At 71.3% G+C, this 16,994-nt stretch carries 11 protein-coding genes and 1 pseudogene; 1 reads left to right on the top strand and 11 read right to left on the bottom strand.

All coding sequences use genetic code 11. The features are described from left to right. Positions 1 to 711: 711 nt before the first annotated feature. The 11 genes and pseudogenes from tyrS to pheS form a co-directional block, all read right to left on the bottom strand. Positions 712 to 1,980 (bottom strand): tyrosine--tRNA ligase, encoded by a 1,269-nt coding sequence (tyrS, locus tag AC5020_RS07015; RefSeq protein WP_377793322.1) that lies wholly within the window; start codon positions 1,978 to 1,980, stop codon positions 712 to 714. A 106-nt stretch (positions 1,981 to 2,086) separates the two neighbouring features. After that, positions 2,087 to 3,547: an argininosuccinate lyase gene (argH, locus tag AC5020_RS07010; RefSeq protein ID WP_377793321.1), complete on the bottom strand. Its 1,461-nt coding sequence runs from the start codon at positions 3,545 to 3,547 to the stop codon at positions 2,087 to 2,089. Then, a complete protein-coding gene (locus AC5020_RS07005) occupies positions 3,544 to 4,782 on the bottom strand; it encodes an argininosuccinate synthase (RefSeq protein ID WP_377019324.1) in 1,239 nt (412 codons plus the stop codon). Before AC5020_RS07005 ends, argH begins: the two co-directional genes overlap by 4 nt. A 140-nt stretch (positions 4,783 to 4,922) precedes the next feature. After that, positions 4,923 to 5,432, bottom strand: a pseudogene (locus AC5020_RS07000) (arginine repressor); the annotation flags it as partial. Further along, entirely contained in the window at positions 5,429 to 6,412 is a 984-nt protein-coding gene (gene argF, locus AC5020_RS06995; protein WP_464987720.1) for an ornithine carbamoyltransferase, read from the bottom strand. The pseudogene AC5020_RS07000 and the gene argF, both read right to left, overlap by 4 nt. A gap of 1 nt (position 6,413) precedes the next feature. Next, positions 6,414 to 7,706: an acetylornithine transaminase gene (locus AC5020_RS06990; RefSeq protein WP_464987719.1), complete on the bottom strand. Its 1,293-nt coding sequence runs from the start codon at positions 7,704 to 7,706 to the stop codon at positions 6,414 to 6,416. Next, on the bottom strand, positions 7,699 to 8,673 hold the full coding sequence (argB, locus tag AC5020_RS06985) for an acetylglutamate kinase (RefSeq protein WP_377019327.1): 975 nt from the start codon (positions 8,671 to 8,673) through the stop codon (positions 7,699 to 7,701). Before argB ends, AC5020_RS06990 begins: the two co-directional genes overlap by 8 nt. Then, on the bottom strand, positions 8,670 to 9,839 hold the full coding sequence (argJ, locus tag AC5020_RS06980; protein ID WP_464987718.1) for a bifunctional glutamate N-acetyltransferase/amino-acid acetyltransferase ArgJ: 1,170 nt from the start codon (positions 9,837 to 9,839) through the stop codon (positions 8,670 to 8,672). The genes argB and argJ overlap by 4 nt, the downstream gene beginning before the upstream one ends. A 75-nt stretch (positions 9,840 to 9,914) precedes the next feature. Continuing rightward, entirely contained in the window at positions 9,915 to 11,045 is a 1,131-nt protein-coding gene (gene argC / locus AC5020_RS06975; protein ID WP_464987717.1) for an N-acetyl-gamma-glutamyl-phosphate reductase, read from the bottom strand. 185 nt (positions 11,046 to 11,230) lie between these two features. Then, positions 11,231 to 13,831 (bottom strand): phenylalanine--tRNA ligase subunit beta, encoded by a 2,601-nt coding sequence (gene pheT / locus AC5020_RS06970; protein WP_464987716.1) that lies wholly within the window; start codon positions 13,829 to 13,831, stop codon positions 11,231 to 11,233. Between the two features lies 1 nt (position 13,832). After that, positions 13,833 to 14,939 (bottom strand): phenylalanine--tRNA ligase subunit alpha, encoded by a 1,107-nt coding sequence (gene pheS / locus AC5020_RS06965; protein WP_464987715.1) that lies wholly within the window; start codon positions 14,937 to 14,939, stop codon positions 13,833 to 13,835. A 270-nt stretch (positions 14,940 to 15,209) separates the two neighbouring features. On the opposite strand from pheS, the gene AC5020_RS06960 reads away from it, so the two are divergent. Further along, positions 15,210 to 16,976 (top strand): WXG100 family type VII secretion target, encoded by a 1,767-nt coding sequence (locus AC5020_RS06960; protein WP_464987714.1) that lies wholly within the window; start codon positions 15,210 to 15,212, stop codon positions 16,974 to 16,976. Positions 16,977 to 16,994: the final 18 nt, after the last annotated feature.

The following is a 16,994-nucleotide window of genomic DNA, read 5'->3' as shown; positions in this document are numbered from 1 at the left end:
CAACCAGCATATAACTGCTGTATCATCCGTTAAAATTTGCCAATCAAATATTGGCATCAACAAACAGACACGCTATTGAGATATCAAGCAACACGCGCACATCGTCATCTGGCCGCTCAGCGGCTCGACTCGGAGGCTCGGATGCGCCAGGCGGAAAACCGTCCGACGATTTTTTGTCTTCGTCGTCTCGGCGCGAGTCACTACTCTAGCAGATCTTCGCGGCCCGGTCCAACTCCGCTCCGTGTGTCCCGCGTCTCGTTCTGATCGCTGTGCGATCGTCACCCGAGCAGGTCACGGCCGTTCCCCCGACGTTCCGGGAGTCCGGGTCAGCAGCTCCTCCGCGTCCGCTCCGTGCCGCCGGCCCCGTGGGGCTTCCGGCCTTTCGCGTCTGCGTCCTCGCTGCTGACAAGAGAAAACATTACGGGTCCTGCGGGGGGCCGTCAAACCATCCCGTTCAGCCCTCGTTCACCCTTCTCAGCGCCTGTTTGTGCAGGTCAGCATGCATTTCGGTGGCGTCGGAAAGCGCTCGTTCACTCTGATGTGACCTGAGTCTGAGAGGGGGGTCACGAGACCGCGGGACGATTTGACCAGGGCCCGTTCGAGGTGCCACGTGCGCGCCCGTCCGGGCATGCAGAACGCCCCGGGCACTCCGTGTTCGGAGTGCCCGGGGCGTGGTGGAGGGCTGCGTCCTGTGCCCGCAGCCTGTCGTGCTCAGCCGGCGAGGTGCGCCATGGCGGCGTTCTTCCGTCCCCGGCGCAGGAGGAGATAGCGGCCCGGCAGGGCGGACCGGTCCCCGATCTCGCCCCCGAGGTCATCCACGGAGACCCTCTGACCGTTGACCGACAGGCCGCCTTCGTCCGCGGCGCGCCGGGCGGCGCCCTTGGACTGCACGATCCCCGTCGCCACGAAGGCGTCGACCAGCGACGTGGTGGGTGCCAGGTCGGCCCCCGGCAGCTCCCGCGCGATGGAGACGACTGCCGATTCGTCGAGCTCGCGGACGTCCCCGCGCCCGAACAGCACGGAGGCGGCGGCAGTGGCCTGGGCGGTCGCCTGCTCGCCGTGGACCAGCGTGGTCAGGTCATCTGCGAGTGCTCTCTGCGCGGCACGGCGATGGGAGGCTTCCTCGGTCGCGCGCTCCAGCTCGCCGATCTCCTCCTGCGAGCGGAACGTGAAGTACCGCAGGTAGTCGAGCACATCGGCGTCGGCCACATTGAGCCAGAACTGGTGGAACGCGTAGGGGCTGGTCAGCTCCGGGTCCAGCCACACGGCACCGCCCTCGCTCTTGCCGAACTTGGTGCCGTCGGCCTTGGTGACCAGCGGGGTGGTCAGCGCGTGGACCTCCTCGCCCTCCACCTTGTGCACCAGCTCGACGCCGGAGAGCAGATTCCCCCACTGGTCGTTCCCGCCGTACTGGAGGCTCACCCCGTGCCGGCGGTAGAGCTCGAGGTAGTCGATGCCCTGCAGCACCTGGTAGCTGAACTCGGTGTAGCTGATCCCCTCGTCGCTCTGGAGCCGGCGCGAGACGGTCTCCTTGCCGAGCATCGTGCCCATGCGGAAGTGCTTGCCCATGTCCCGCAGGAAGTCGAGCGCGCTCATCTGCCCGATCCAGTCGAGGTTGTTCACCATGGTCACGGCGAACTCCCCCTCCGGGTCGAGGAAGCGGGAGATCTGGCCGCGCAGGGTCTCGACCCAGGTCTCCACGAGCTCGGAATCGTTCAGGACACGCTCCCCGGACATCCGGGGATCGCCGATCAGGCCGGTGGCTCCCCCGACCAGGGCGTAGGGCTTGTGCCCGGCCAGCTGCAGGCGTCGCATGGTGAGCACCTGGGTCAGGTGGCCGACGTGCAGGGAGGCCGCGGTCGGGTCGAAACCGCAATACAGGCTGATCGGTCCGTCCGCCAGAGCGTTGCCGAGCGCCTCGCGCCCGGTGGTCTGCACGACGAGTCCTCGCCAGGCGAGCTCGTCCAGGACGGAATGCATCGATCGTTTCCTCTCTGCAGGGGCACGGTGCGCCGGCCGGTCGGGCGCGGTGTGCCGGGTATCCAGCGCCATTGTCACAGATCGCTGCGACGGGGTGCGCTGCGGTTCATTCGCGCGTGAAGGCCCTCAGCTCCGTGATCGCACGCGCCAGAGCGTCCTCCTGCTCCGCCACCCGCTCGGGTGCGGTCCCGCCCTTGGCATCGCGCGAGGCGATGGAGCCCTGGACCGAGAGCACGGACCGCACGGAGCCGTCCAGGTGCTGGGAGATCGAGGAGAGCTCCTCGTCGGTGAGATCCCACAGCTCCTTGCCCTGGGACTCTGCCACCTTCACGCACTCTCCCGAGATCTCGTGCGCGCTGCGGAAGGGCACTCCGCGGCGCACGAGATGGTCGGCGATGTCGGTGGCCAGGGAGAAGCCCTGCGGGGCGAGGTCGGCCATCCGCTCGGTGTGGAAGACCAGGGTGGCCATCATCCCCGTGAAGGCTGGCAGCACCAGGGTCAGCGAGTCGACCTGGTCGAAGACGGGCTCCTTGTCCTCCTGGAGGTCGCGGTTGTACGCGAGCGGCAGGGCCTTGAGGGTGGTCAGCAGGCCGACGAGATCACCGACGACCCGCCCTGCCTTGCCACGGGCGAGCTCGGCGATGTCCGGGTTCTTCTTCTGCGGCATGATCGAGGAGCCGGTGGAGAAGGAGTCGTCCAGGGTGATGAACGAGAACTCCTTGGTGTTCCACAGGATGACCTCCTCCGCCAGGCGCGAGAGGTCGATGCCGATCATCGCGAGCACGAAGGAGAACTCCGCGGTGAGGTCCCGCGAGGCGGTGCCGTCGATCGAGTTCCATACCGAGTCCTCGAAGCCGAGCTCGCTCGCCACGGCCTGCGGATCGAGGCCGAGGCTGGAGCCGGCGAGCGCACCGGACCCGTACGGCGACTGTGCGGCGCGACGGTCGAGGTCGCGCAGGCGCTCCACGTCACGCATCAGCGGCCACGCATGGGCGAGCAGGTGGTGGCTCAGCAGGACCGGCTGGGCATGCTGGAGATGGGTGCGCCCCGGCATCGGCGCCCCGTGCACCTCGAGCGCACGGGCCAGCAGCACGTCGACGAGGTCGAGCACCTGGTCGCCGACGGCCCGGCCCTGATCGCGGATGAACAGACGGATCAGCGTCGCGATCTGGTCATTGCGGGAACGGCCGGCACGGAGCTTCCCGCCCAGCTCGTCCCCTGCCCGCTCCAGCAGCCCACGCTCCAGGGCCGTGTGCACGTCCTCGTCCTCCGGTGCCGCGGTGAACTCCCCCGAGGCGACGTCGGCCGCGAGCCGGTCCAGGGCGGCCTGCATCCGGCCGAGCTCGTCGTCGCTCAGGAGTCCGGCGGCGTGCAGCACATTGGCGTGGGCCTTCGAGCCGCGCAGGTCGTACTCGGCCAGGCGCCAGTCGAAGTGCGTGGAGACCGACAGCGCCGCCAGCGCCGCGGCGGGGCCGGAGCCGAAGCGGCCGCCCCACAGCGAGGCACGCTCCTGGGCGGCGGTCGGATCGCCCGCCGCACCGGGGTGCCCGTGCCCGTCGCTGCTCATGCCTGTCCCTCGCCGGGGGCCGAGAGGTCCTCGCCGTGGCCGAAGGCGACGTCGCGGGCCGCGGCCTGCTTGGCCGCCAGCCCGTAGATCTCGATGAAGCCGCGGGCGTTGGACTGGTCGAAGGCGTCGCCCTCGTCGTAGGTGGCGAGGTTGAAGTCGTACAGCCCGCTCTCCGAGCGGCGGCCGGTGACGGTGGCGCGGCCTCCGTGCAGGACCATGCGGATATCGCCGTTGACGTAGCGCTGGGTGTCCTCGATGAACGAGTCCAGAGACTTCTTCAGCGGGGAGAACCACTGGCCGTCGTAGACCAGCTCGGTCCAGCGGTCGCCGACGGTGCGCTTGAATCGTGCCTGCTCGCGCTCGAGGGTGACGCGCTCGAGCTCCTGGTGGGCCTCGATCAGCGCCATGGCGCCGGGCGCCTCGTAGACCTCGCGGGACTTGATGCCCACCAGTCGGTCCTCGACGATGTCGATCCGGCCGATGCCCTGGGCGCCGGCACGGCGGTTGAGCTGCTCGATCGCCTGCAGCGGGGTGACGGGGCGGCCGTCCAGGGCCACCGGCACGCCGCGCTCGAAGGTGATGACGACCTCGTCCGCCACGGGCGGGAAGGCCGGGTCGTCGGTGTAGCTGAAGACGTCCTTGGTGGGCTCGTTCCAGATGTCCTCGAGGAAGCCGGTCTCGATGGCGCGGCCCCACACGTTCTGGTCGATCGAGAACGGGTTGTGCTTGGTGGTCGCGATCGGCAGGCCCTTGCGCTCGGCGTACTGGATCGCCTTGTCGCGGGTCAGCGCCAGGTCGCGCACCGGCGCGATGCACTGCAGCTCCGGCGCGAGGGAGGTGATCGAGACCTCGAAGCGGACCTGGTCGTTGCCCTTGCCGGTGCAGCCATGGGCGACCGTCGAGGCGCCGTACTTCTTGGCGGCCTTGACCAGGTGCTTGGTGATCACGGGGCGGGAGATCGCGGAGACCACGGGGTAGGCGTCCATGTACAGCGCGTTGGCCTTGAGCGCCGGCATGCAGTAGTCGTCGGCGAACTCGTCGCGGGCGTCGGCGACGTAGGCCTCGACGGCGCCGCAGTCCAGGGCGCGCTGGCGGATCACCTCGAGATCCTCACCGCCCTGGCCGACATCCACCGCGCAGGCGATGACGTCGGCGCCGGTGGCGTCGTGGATCCAGCCGATGGCCACGGAGGTGTCGAGGCCGCCGGAGTAGGCGAGGACGATGCGTTCGGTCACGGGAGCTCCTGGTCGAGTTCTGTCGGGTTCTGGGGGCAGTCGCCGGCGGCGGGGCCGGCGTCCGGGTCGTGCGCGGGCGGGGGGCGAGGCGGGTCCTCGGGGGCGGGGCTCCCGGCCGGGTCGGCGCTCTCCCGCCGGCCGTCGGCCAGATCGAGCAGCCGGGCGGCGAGACGGTCGCCGCCGGCCGGGTCCCGGGCGACCAGCAGCACGGTGTCGTCCCCGGCGATCGTACCGAGGACGTCGGGCATCACCGATCTGTCCATGGCCGAGGCGAGATACTGCGCACCGCCGGGCGGGGTCCGCACCACCACGAGGTTGCCGCTGGCTTCCGCGGAGACGAGCAGCCCCTCGGCGAGCCGCGGCAGACGCGCCTCGAGCAGTTCGTTCTCCGGGAAGGGGCTCGTCGGCCGGGGGGATCCGCCCTCCGGCGGCAGACGGTAGACCAGCACCCCCGCCGAGCCGCGCACCTTCTCGGCCTGCAGCTCGACGAGGTCGCGCGAGAGGGTCGCCTGGGTGACCTCGATGCCCTCGGCCGTCAGCAGTTGGGCGAGCTGGGACTGGGAGGAGACCTCCTGGTGGGTCAGCAGCTGGACGATCCGCTGCTGGCGTGAGGTCTTGGTCTGCGCGAGGGCCCGACGGGGATCACTCATCGTCGCTGCCCCACGGGACGTGCGTGCGCGGCGCTCGCCTCATCGGGATGCTCGAGCAGCCAGGTCAGCAGTGCCTTCTGGGCATGCAGGCGGTTCTCCGCCTCATCCCACACCACCGAGGCCGGCCCATCGAGCACGGAGGCGGTGACCTCCTTGCCGCGGTAGGCGGGCAGGCAGTGCAGGAAGATGCCGCCGGAGAGCTCCATCAGCTCGTCGGTGACCTGGAAGGGGGCGAAGGTGGCGGCGTCCCGTCCGTCCTCTCCCTCCTGGCCCATCGACACCCAGGTGTCGGTGATGACGGCGGTCGCGCCGGTCACGGCCTCGTGAGGGTTCGCGGTCACGGTGACAGCGCCCCCGGTGCGCTCGGCGATCTCCCGGGCCCTGGCGAGGATCCCGGGATCGGGTCGATGGGAGGCGGGTGCGGCGATGCGGACGTCCATCCCGGCGGTCACCCCGCCCAGGAGGTAGGAGTGGGCCATATTGTTCGCGCCGTCCCCGAGGTAGGCCAGGGAGCGACCGGCCAGGGCGACCTCGCCGTCAGCCAGTCCCCCGGTGTGCTGGGCGATGGTCTGCAGGTCCGCGAGGATCTGGCACGGGTGGAACTGGTCGGTGAGCGCGTTGACGACGGGCACGGTGGCGTGGGCCGCCATCTCCTCGAGCCGTTCCTGACCGAAGGTGCGCCAGACGATGGCGGAGACCTGCCGGGTGAGGACCTCGGTGGTGTCGGCGATGGACTCGCCGCGACCGAGCTGGCTCGATCCGGCCTCGATCACCAGCGGGTTCCCCCCGAGGTCGGCCACGCCGGTGGCGAAGGAGATGCGGGTGCGGGTCGAAGACTTGTCGAACAGGATCGCCACGGTGCGCGGCCCCTCGAGCGGGCGCTTGGCGAAGCGGTCGCCGGCGAGATCGAGAGCGAGAGCGAGGACGTCCTTCTGCTCGGCGGGGCTGAGATCGTCGTCGCGCAGGAAATGGCGGGGCATGTCAGTGCTCTCCTTGCGTGGGGGCAACGCCGGACGGCGCGGCGGCGGATGTCGCGGCGCCGGGCGCCGCCTGCTCGAGCAGCCCGGGCAGCGCGGCGATGAAGGTGTCCAGATCTGCCGCTGTGATGATCAGCGGCGGGGCGAGGCGAAGGGTGGACTCGTCCGGGGCGTTGACGATGAACCCGGCCTCCAGTGCGGCGGCGGCGACCTCCTTGGCCAGCGGCCGGGCGAGCCCGATCCCGAGCAGCAGTCCTGCGCCGCGCACCTCGGTGATCAGCGGGTGCTGCAGCGCCGCGACCTCGGCCCTGACGTGCTCTCCGGTCTCGCGGACGTGTTCGAGCAGTCCGTCCTCCAGGAGCGTGCCGATGACGGCGAGGCCGGCGGCGGAGGCCAGAGGGTTGCCCCCGAAGGTGGTGCCGTGCTGGCCGGGCTGGAGGAGATCGTGGACCTGCTGGCCGAAGGTGACCATGGCCCCGATCGGGAAGCCGCCGCCGAGGCCCTTGGCCAGCGTCATCACATCGGGCTGGAGCCCGTCGACCGCCTGGTGGGCGAACCAGTGGCCGGTGCGGCCCATCCCGGTCTGGACCTCGTCGAGGATCAGCAGGGTTCCGTGCTCGCGGGTGAGCCGGCGCAGCGCCTGCAGGTACGGCACGGACAGAGGACGCACGCCGGCCTCGCCCTGGATGGGCTCGGCGAACACGGCGGCCACGTCACCCGGCGCGAGGGCTGCCGCGAGGGCGTCCTCATCGCCGGCCGGGACGAACTCGACGCCGCCGGGGAGCGGCTCGAAGGGAGCGCGGTAGGACTCTTTCGCGGTGAGCGCCAGGGCGCCCATGGTGCGGCCGTGGAAGGAGCTGGTCAGCGCCAGGATCCGGGGTCTGCCGGTGCGACGGGCGAGCTTGAAGGCCGCCTCGTTCGCCTCGGTGCCGGAGTTGGCGAAGAAGACCCCGGAGCCGGCGGGGGCGGCGGCGAGGGTCAGCAGCTTCTCGGCGAGCTCGATCTGCGGCGCGCTGGCGAAGAAGTTCGAGACGTGACCGAGGGTGTGGGCCTGCTTGGTCAGCGCCGCGAGGATCGCCGGGTGGGCGTGACCGAGGGCGTTGACGGCGATCCCGGCCAGCAGGTCGAGGTACTCCGTGCCCTCGGTGTCCCAGACCCGCACGCCCTCGCCACGGGCGAGGATCCGCTGCGGGGAGCCGAAGACGGGCAGCAGCGCCTCGCGGTAGCGGGTGGCGAGGTCGCCGGAGGGCTCGCCCGCTCCGGCGGAGTGCGTGGTCGCCTCGGATTGCTCAGACATAGTCGTCCCTCCTGACCATCGTGCCCACACCCTTGGTGGTGAAGACCTCCAGCAGTGCGGCGTGCTCGATCCGGCCGTCGATCATGGCGGCGGTGCGCACGCCGGCGTCGACCGCGCCCAGCAGCGCCTCCGCCTTGGGGATCATCCCCGCGGTCAGGGTCTCCAGCATGCCGCGCAGCTCGGTGGCCGAGATCTCCGGGATCAGGGAGCCGCGGTCGGGCCAGTCACGGTAGAGCCCCTCGACGTCGGTGAGCATCACCAGCTTCTCGGCATCCAGGCCCTCGGCGAGCGCGGCGGCGGCGAGATCGGCGTTGATGTTGAGGACCTCGCCGGTGGGCGTGCCGTCGGCGTCGACCTCCGGGGCGATCGAGGAGATGACGGGGATCCGACCACCGGCGAGCAGGTCGCTGATCGCCTCGATGTCGACCCCGCTGACGGCACCGACGTGGCCCAGGTCGACGTCCTCGCCGTCGACGACGGTGCTGCGGCGCTGGGCGGTGAACAGGCGGGCGTCCTCTCCGGACATGCCGACGGCGAAGGGCCCGTGATAGTTGATGAGCCCGACCAGCTGGCGTCCCACCTGGCCGACCAGCACCATCCGCACGACGTCCATGGTGTCGGCGTCGGTCACGCGCAGGCCGCCGCGGAAGGTGGAGTCGATGCCGACGCGATCGAGCATCGTATTGATCTGCGGCCCGCCGCCGTGGACGACGACGACGTGGATGCCGGCCAGGCGCATGAAGACCATGTCGGCGGCGAAGGCGCGGCGCAGCTCGTCGTCGATCATGGCGTTGCCGCCGTACTTGACCACGACGATCTTGCCGCGGAAGCGCTGCATCCACGGCATCGCCTCGATGAGCACCTCGGACTTCTCGCGCGCCACGGTGCGGGCGGCGTCGAGCTGATCGAGGGGGTTCTTGCCGACGAGCTCGGGCTCGCCGCCTGGATGCTGGCTCGTCCGGTTCATGAGGAGTAGGCGCTGTTCTCTTCGACGTAGTCGTGGGTGAGGTCGTTGGTCCAGATGTCCGCGGCCGCCTCACCGGCGCCGAGGTCCACCTCGATGAGGGTCTCGCGGCTGGTCATGTCGACCTCGGAGCGGTCGCGATGGGCGCCGCCGGCTCGGCATACCTGGACCCCGTTGACCGTGACGGAGAGGTCCGCGACGTCGAAGGGTGCGATGTGCTCGGGGACGCAGCCGGCGGCGGCGACGATCCGGCCCCAGTTGGGGTCGTTGCCGAAGATCGCGGCCTTGACCAGGTTGGAGCGGGCGATCTCCCGTGCCACGGCGAGGGCGGCGTCCTCGGTGCCGGCGGAGCGGACGATGACGTGGACGTCGTGGCTGGCGCCCTCGGCGTCGGCGACCAGCTGTCGTGCCAGGTCGGCGCTGACCGTGCGCACCGCCTCGGTGAGCTCCTCGACGGAGACGCGCACGCCGCTGGCGCCGGAGGCGAGCAGGATGACGGTGTCGTTCGTGGACATGCAGGCGTCGGAGTCGACCCGGTCGAACGTGGTGCGGGTGGCATCCCGCAGCGCGGCGTCGGCGACCTCGGCATCCACGTCGGCATCGGTGGTGAGCACGACGAGCATGGTCGCCAGCTGGGGCGCGAGCATGCCGGCTCCCTTGGCGATGCCTCCGACCACGGCTCCCGAGGGTGTGGTCGCCTCGGCGGTCTTGGGCACCGAGTCGGTGGTCATGATCGCTCGCGCCGCGGCGGCGTCGCTCTGCTCCCCCCGCTCGAGCTCCCCGGCCGCGGCGTCCAGGCCGCCCAGCAGCGGCTGCATCGCCAGCCGCTCGCCGATCAGGCCCGTCGAGCACACCAGCACGTCCTGCGCGGAGACGTCGAGGAGGTCGGCCAGGTGCTCCGCGGTGCGGTGGGTGTCGGCGAAGCCCTCCGGGCCGGTGCAGGCATTGGCCCCGCCGGAGTTCAGCACCACGGCGCGGGCGCGACCGTCGGCCACGGCCTGACGGGACCAGAGCACCGGGGCGGCCTGGACCCGGTTGGCGGTGAAGACGGCGGCGGCGGCATCGCGCGGGCCGTCGTTGACCACCAGGGCGAGGTCCGCGGCGCCGGTGGACTTGAGGCCGGCTGCCAGGCCGGCCGCACGGAAGCCGCGGGGGCGGGTGATCGACACGGGATCTCCTCTACAGGGACACGGAGCGACGGGCACGGAGCAGCGGATCCGGCTCCGCGGTGGCGGGCGAGCGGGTCAGGGAACGAGAGCGGTGCGGGTGAGCCCGGTGGTCTCCGGGAGGCCGAGCGCCAGGTTCAGCGACTGGATCGCGGCGCCGGCGGTGCCCTTGACGAGGTTGTCGATCGCCGCGATCACGGTGGCCTGGCCGCTGCGGCGGTCCGCGGCCGCTCCGATCCGCACCACGTTCGACCCGGTCACCTGCCCGGTGGTCGGTGCCGAGCCCTCCTCGAGCACGCTGACGAAGGGCTCATCGGCGTAGTCGGCGCGGAGGGCATCGAGCAGGTCGGCGGAGCTCGCCGATCCGGTCAGCGGCGCGGTGAGCACGGCGAGGATGCCGCGGCTCATCGGCACCAGCACGGGCGTGAAGGTCAGCCGTGCGCCGTCCTGCCCGGTGGCTCGCCGGAGGTTCTGGAGGACCTCGGGGATGTGCCGGTGGCTGCCGCCGATCCCGTACGGGGCTGCCGAGCCGGAGGCCTCGCCGAACAGCAGATGCTGCTTGGGGGTGCGGCCGGCGCCGGTGTACCCGACGGGGAGCACCGCGCTGAGGGCGCCCGACTCGATCAGGCCGGCCCGCACCAGCGGGACCGCGGCGAAGGTGACGGCAGTGGCGTTGCACCCCGGGACCGCGATCTCGCGCGCGCCGGCCAGCTGGTCGCGCTGCCGGGTGCCGTCGGCCAGCGGCAGCTCGGGCATGCCGTAGCTCCAGGTGCCCGAGTGCGCGCTGCCGTAGTACTCGGACCAGTCCTCGGCGCTCTCGAGCCGGTGGTCGGCACCGAGATCGACGACCAGCACATTCGGGTCCTCCGCGCGCAGCTGGGCGGCGAGCTCGCCGGACTGCCCGTGCGGGAGCGCCAGGACCACGACGTCGTGACCATGCAGCACCTCTGCCGTCGTCTCCTCGAGCACGGGGTCGCGGCCCAGGTCGATGTGCGGGGCGACCTCGCTCAGCCGCTTCCCGGCGCTGCTGTGCGCGGTGACGGTGGCGACCTCGAGCCCGGGATGGGAGGCGAGCAGGCGCAGTGCCTCGCCGCCGGCGTACCCGGAGGCGCCGACCACGGCGACACGCGGCCGACCGCCGCGATCCGGCGACAGGGCGGCGTCCGAGGCGAGGGCTGGGGTGGCCGAAGGATCCGGGACCGACATCATGCCGGAAGTATATACAGACGAATGCATGATCAGCCAGTCGGCGCCGGTGAGCGGGCAGCAGTCCGGGCCCTCGCACATCGGAAGGCCCCGGTCTCCGGATCATCTCCGGGACCGGGGCCTTCCCTGTCATGGCTCGGCGAGCTCGCTCGGGGCCTCGTGCCGGCAGGCCTCCGAGAGCGGCGGGCTCACGCCCTGAGCACTCCCCCGACCGCGTTCTCCACGGCGGTGATGCAGCGCTGACGCGCCTGCCCGATCTGCTCGGCGGTCAGGGTGCCTTCCGCCGATCGCAGCCGGACCGCGAAGGCGAGGGACTTCTTGCCGTGGCCGATCTGCTCACCGGTGAAGACGTCGAAGAGGCGGACCCGTTCGGCGAGGTCGCCCATGCCGACCACGATCGCGGCCTCGACGGCGCTGGCGGGGACGTTCTCGTCGACCACGAAGGCGAAGTCCTCCTTGGCCGGGGGGAACGTCGGGACCGGGGCCGCCCGCACGACGGCCGGGGCGGAGGCGATCACGGCCTCCAGATCCAGTTCGAAGGCGCTGGTGCGGGCCGGGAGCCCGAACTCCGTGACCACCGCCGGGTGCAGCTCGCCCGCGTAGCCGACCACCGCGGACTCCCCGTCGGCCGTGGTCACACGCAGCTGCCCCGCCCGTCCGGGGTGGAAGGGCGCACGCTCGACCTGGCGCACCTCGAGCTCGCCACCGACGGCGGCGGCGACCCGGCGGGCCAGGTCGAAGGCATCGCCCCATCCCCACGGCGCGGGATCCCCCTGCCACGAGCCGGGCCCGGAGGCACCGCCGACGACGGCGGCCAGCGCACGGGTCTGGGCGGGCAGGGCACCGAGGATCTCCTCGAGCTCCGCGTCGGTGGGTCGCTGCGCAGGTGCCGGGACCGGGGAGCGGACCCCCTCCCCGCGGGAGCGGGAGACGGTGCCGAGCTGGAAGATCGCCACGGACTCCTCGCCGCGGCCGAGATTGCGGCGAGCCACCGGCAGCAGAGTCTGCAGCAGCTCGGAACGCATCAGCGGCTCGTCCTCGGCCAGCGGGTTCAGCAGCCGCACGGCGCCGCGGCGCTCGTCGTCGGCCCCGTAGCGCAGCTGGTCGAAGATGCCTTCGCCGACGAACGGCGAGGAGGCGACCTCGGTGAGACCGGCCTCGACCAGCGCCCGGTTGGCGCTGCGACGGGCGCGCTGGGCGACGGTGAGCCCGCGCCCGCCGGGCGCCGTCGGCAGGACGGAGGGGATCTTCTCGTAGCCGACGAGCCGCGCCACCTCCTCGACCAGATCCTCCTTGAGGGTGAGATCGCCGCGCCAGCTGGGCGGCCTCACACCGAAGGCGCCCTGGGCGCCGTCCTCGACGGTGCAGCCGATCATCTCCAGCGTGCCGCGCACCTGCTGCGGGGTGTACGGGATCCCGACGACGCGCTCGGGATGATCCACGGGCAGACTGATCTGGACCGGTTCGCCGACGCCGCCCACATCCGTGAGGCGGTCGCTGATCCGTCCGCCGCCGAAGCGGGTGATGAGTTCGGCGGCGCGGCGTGCCGCCACCACAGGCAGGTGCGGATCCACACCGCGCTCGAAGCGTTTGGAGGCTTCCGAGGGCAGGCGGTGCCGGCGCGCGGAGCGCGCCACCGTGACCGGCTGGAACGTCGCCGCCTCGAGCACGATGCTGCTCGTGCCCTCACCGACCTCGGTGTCGGCACCGCCCATCACCCCGGCAATCCCGAGCACGCGCTCGCCCTCGCCGCCTTCGCTGTCGGTGATCAGGAGGTCCTCGCCATCGAGCGTCCGCGTGACGTCATCGAGAGTGGTGAGCTGCTCCCCGGCCCGAGCGCGGCGGACCACGATCGGGGCGACGACCTTCTCGGCGTCGTAGGCGTGCAGCGGCTGGCCGAGGTCGAGCATCACGTAGTTGGTGACGTCCACGATCAGGGAGATCGGGCGCATGCCCGCCTGGGTGAGCCGGCGCGCCATCCAGCGCGGGGTCTGCGCCGTGGGATCCACGCCGCTGACCTCGAGCGCGACGAACCGGGAGTAGCCCTGGCCGCCGCGGATCGGGGCGTCGTCGCGCAGCTGCACCGCGGGCCCCTCCCCGGCGGGCTCGGGCACCTCGACGGTGGCGGCCGGGTCGGTGAACGCGGCGCCGGTGGCGTGGGAGTACTCGCGGGCCACGCCCCGCATCGAGAAGCAGTAGCCGCGGTCCGGGGTCACGTTGATCTCGACGACCTCGTCGGCCAGGCCCAGCAGGGAGATCGCGTCGTCCCCGGGCTCGGCGCTCAGCCCTTCGGCGTGGCCGCGGCCCAGGACGATGATGCCGTCCTCCCCCGCGGGGTCCGGGCCGAGACCCAGCTCCTCGCCGGAGCAGATCATGCCGTCGGAGGTGTGGCCGTAGGTGCGCCGGGCGGCGATGGCGAAGTCCCCGGGCAGCACGGTGCCGGGCAGCGAGACGATGACGAGGTCACCCGCGACGAAGTTGTGGGCGCCGCAGACGATGCCGCGGCTGGGCCGTTCCTCGCCGGGCTGCGGATCCTTCGGGTCGTCGGCGGCCTCATTGTGCTCGGGCCCGACGTCCACCCGCACCCAGTTGATGGTCTTGCCGTTCTTCTGCGGCTCGCCGACGAGCTCGAGCACACGGCCGACGACCAGCGGGCCGGTCACCTGGGCACCGTGGATCGCCTCCTCCTCGAGGCCGACGCGGGAGAGGTCGGTGGCCACCTGCAGCGCCGAGGCGTCCTCGGGTAGGGTGACGTGCTCGGCGAGCCAGGTCAGGGGAATGCGAGGCATCTCAGATCTCCGTCCCGTAGTGCTGGGAGAAGCGGACATCGCCCTCCACCATGTCGCGCATGTCGGCCACTCCGTTGCGGAGCATCAGAATGCGCTCGATCCCCAGGCCGAAGGCGAAGCCCTGGTACTCCTCCGGATCCACCCCGGCCGCACGCAGCACGTTCGGATGGACCATGCCGCAGCCGCCCATCTCGATCCACCCCGTGCCGCCGCACACGCGGCAGGCAGGGTCCGCGTCATGGTCCAGCCCGAGGCGGGCCTCGCACCGGAAGCAGCGGAAGTCCATCTCCGCACTGGGCTCGGTGAAGGGGAAGTGGTTGGGACGCAGCCGCGTGATGGGCCGGCCACCGAACAGGTGCGCCGCGAAGGCGTCCAGCGTGCCCACCAGGTTGGCCATGGTGAGGTCCTTGTCGACTGCGAGGCCTTCGACCTGATGGAACATCGGCGAGTGCGTCGCGTCCATCTCGTCGGCGCGGTACACGGTGCCGGGGCACGCGACGTACAGGGGGGCGCCGCGCTCGAGCATCGCGCGGATCTGGACCGGGGAGGTCTGGGTGCGCAGCAGCATCCCGGACCCCTCGGGCGCGACGTACAGCGTGTCCTGCAGCGAGCGCGAGGGGTGCTCCGGGTCCGCGTTCAGGGCGTCGAAGTTCAGCCACTCCGCGTCGATCTCGGGGCCCTCGGCGATCTCCCAGCCGATCCCGATGAAGAAGTCGTTGATGCGATCGGTCAGCGTGGTCAGGGGGTGCGCGGCGCCGCGCGGGCGACGGTCGGTGGGCAGGGTGACGTCGACCGTCTCGGCGGCGAGCGCCGCCTCCTCCTCGGCGGCGGCCAGCTCCTGCTGCCGGGCGGCGAGTTCCTTCTGCACCCGGCCCTTGCCCTGACCGACCAGCTTGCCGGCCGCAGCGCGCTGATCCTTGGGCAGTTCCTTGAGGGAGCGGTTCGCACTGGTCAGGACACTGTGGTCGCCGACATGCTCGATGCGCACCTGCTTGAGCTCGTCGGTGGTCGCGGCCGCGGCGATCGCGGCCAGGGCGGCGTCCACGGCGGCGCCGATGCTCGCCTCGTCGATGACGGGCGGCTCGGGCGCGGGGGATGAATCGGACACAGGATTCGCTTTCGTCCGGCGGGCTGATCGGGGCGGCGCCATGGCGGCGGCCCGGGCCATTCTACGGACGACGGGCCGAGCCCTTCCCCGCCCGTCCGGCCGTCGCCGGCGGGGAGGGCAGGACGGGGAGTTCTCCCCATGGAAGCGGCCGCCCGGTTCCCGTAGCGTCGGGACCGACCTCCCGGAGCGACCGATAGCGACCGATAGCGACCGATAGCGACCGATCCGACGATGCCCGGACGAGGGACCGAGCGGACGACGAGGAGAACGATGGCCGACGCGATCACCCATGGCGCCGACACCGAAGCGCTGCGAGCCCACGCCCTGGCCACTGCCCGTGGCGCCCGCCGGCTCGACGATCTCCTCGCGACCCTGACACCGCTGGTCGCCTCGTGCTCGTGGGAGGGCCGCGACGCGGAGACGTTCCGCACGGACTGGCATCGCACTGCCGGGCTGATGAGCTCGGCCGGGAACCGCCTGAGCGAGGCGTCCACGACCCTGACCGAGGAGGCGGACCAGCAGGACCGGGCCTCCGCGCCCGAGGGCCTGACCGCGCTGCTGGGCTCGAGCATCGGCCGGACCCTGGCCGCTCTGCTCGGTCAGGGCGGCGATCAGCTGGGCACCGGGACGTGGTGGAGCGATCTGCTGGGCCACGGCGGCGACAGCTCGACGCTCATGGGTGCCCGGATCGCCGAGGACGACTTCGACCAGAAGCGCGGCGAGGGGTCGAAGACCACGATCACGCTGCCCGACGGCTCGAAGATCACGCTGGGCGATGACGGGTCCCAGACGGTCAAGCTCGACGGGACGACGACGGTGGAGACCGAGGTCCAGACGCCGAACGGTACGGTGACGACATCGGTGCGGGTGGGCGACACGATGGAGGTCACCGAGACCGCCGACGGCAAGCTCAAGTACACCTTCACCGGCCTGGCGGAATTCAGCGGCTCGGGCGAGTTCGACGGCAAGGTCATCGGGGCCGAGGGAAGCACCAGCAGCAAGGTCGAGCAGGTCTACAGCGTCGAGGTCCCCAAGGGCACGGACGCCGCCGAGGCGATGAAGATCAATCCCTTCGACCCCTCGTCGATCCCGCCCGGCGCCTCCGTGACCACCGGCACGGGCGTGGAGGAGAAGAGCTCGCTGTCGGTCAGCGGCGAGTACCGCGGCTTCGAGCTCGGTCTCGGCGGATCGGTCAAGGAGGGCAACTCCCAGTCGCTGAAGATCTCCCGGGACGAGGACACCGGCCACCTCTCGATGCTCGAGGGCCCCACCGAGATGACCGCCCACGGCTCCACCGTGGATCTCGGCCACGGTGACCTGAAGCTCTCCATGGGCCAGGAGACCATCGAGAAGACGAAGGTCCTGGAGTACTCGGAGTTCAGCGACGACGCCGCGGGCACCGAGGCGTACATGCGGGCGATGAACCAGGGGATGCCCGAGGATGCGTCGGGCGCCGGGGTCGAGGACCGCTACCGGCAGACGCACACGTCCACCGTGATCGAGAGCGGCTTCGAGATCGGTCACGAGGACGTGCTGACGCTCGGCCGCAAGCACGAGGGATTCTCGGACGAGCTCATCGTGCGCGACTACCCCGACGGGTCGCAGGAGTTCGCCCAGCAGATCCTTCCGCACGGGGAGGCCGAGAACAACTCCGTGATGGTCGAGGGTGGGACCGGCAAGCAGACCTCGTACACCATGACGCTCGGCGACGTCGAGCGCACGCCGGCCATGACGGATCTGCTCGGCCAGACGTACGGCCAGTTCCAGCGCGGCGACGACCTCTCGATCTCGATGTCCAAGGAGGAGCTGTCGGTCATGGCGGACAACCGCGCCGCGTGGCACGGCAACCCGGAGCAGTACCAGAACGAGACGGACTACCTCACCGGTGTCGTCGCCTCGGACAGCCATCACGGTCCGCGCCAGACCGTCGAGGAGATGGTGCGCGACTACAACTACCGCCCCGTCGAGGCCGGCAACTGGCACAGCGCCGAGCGCGTCCACCCGGAGATCGAGGGCCCGGGGATGGTCGTCGGCTGACCCGGCGGGCGCGCGGCC

It is taken from the genome of Brachybacterium sp. SYSU DS0246 (assembly GCF_059391765.1).
The sequence above is the reverse complement of the archived record's forward strand: the minus strand, read 5'-3'. Positions and strand labels throughout refer to the sequence as shown.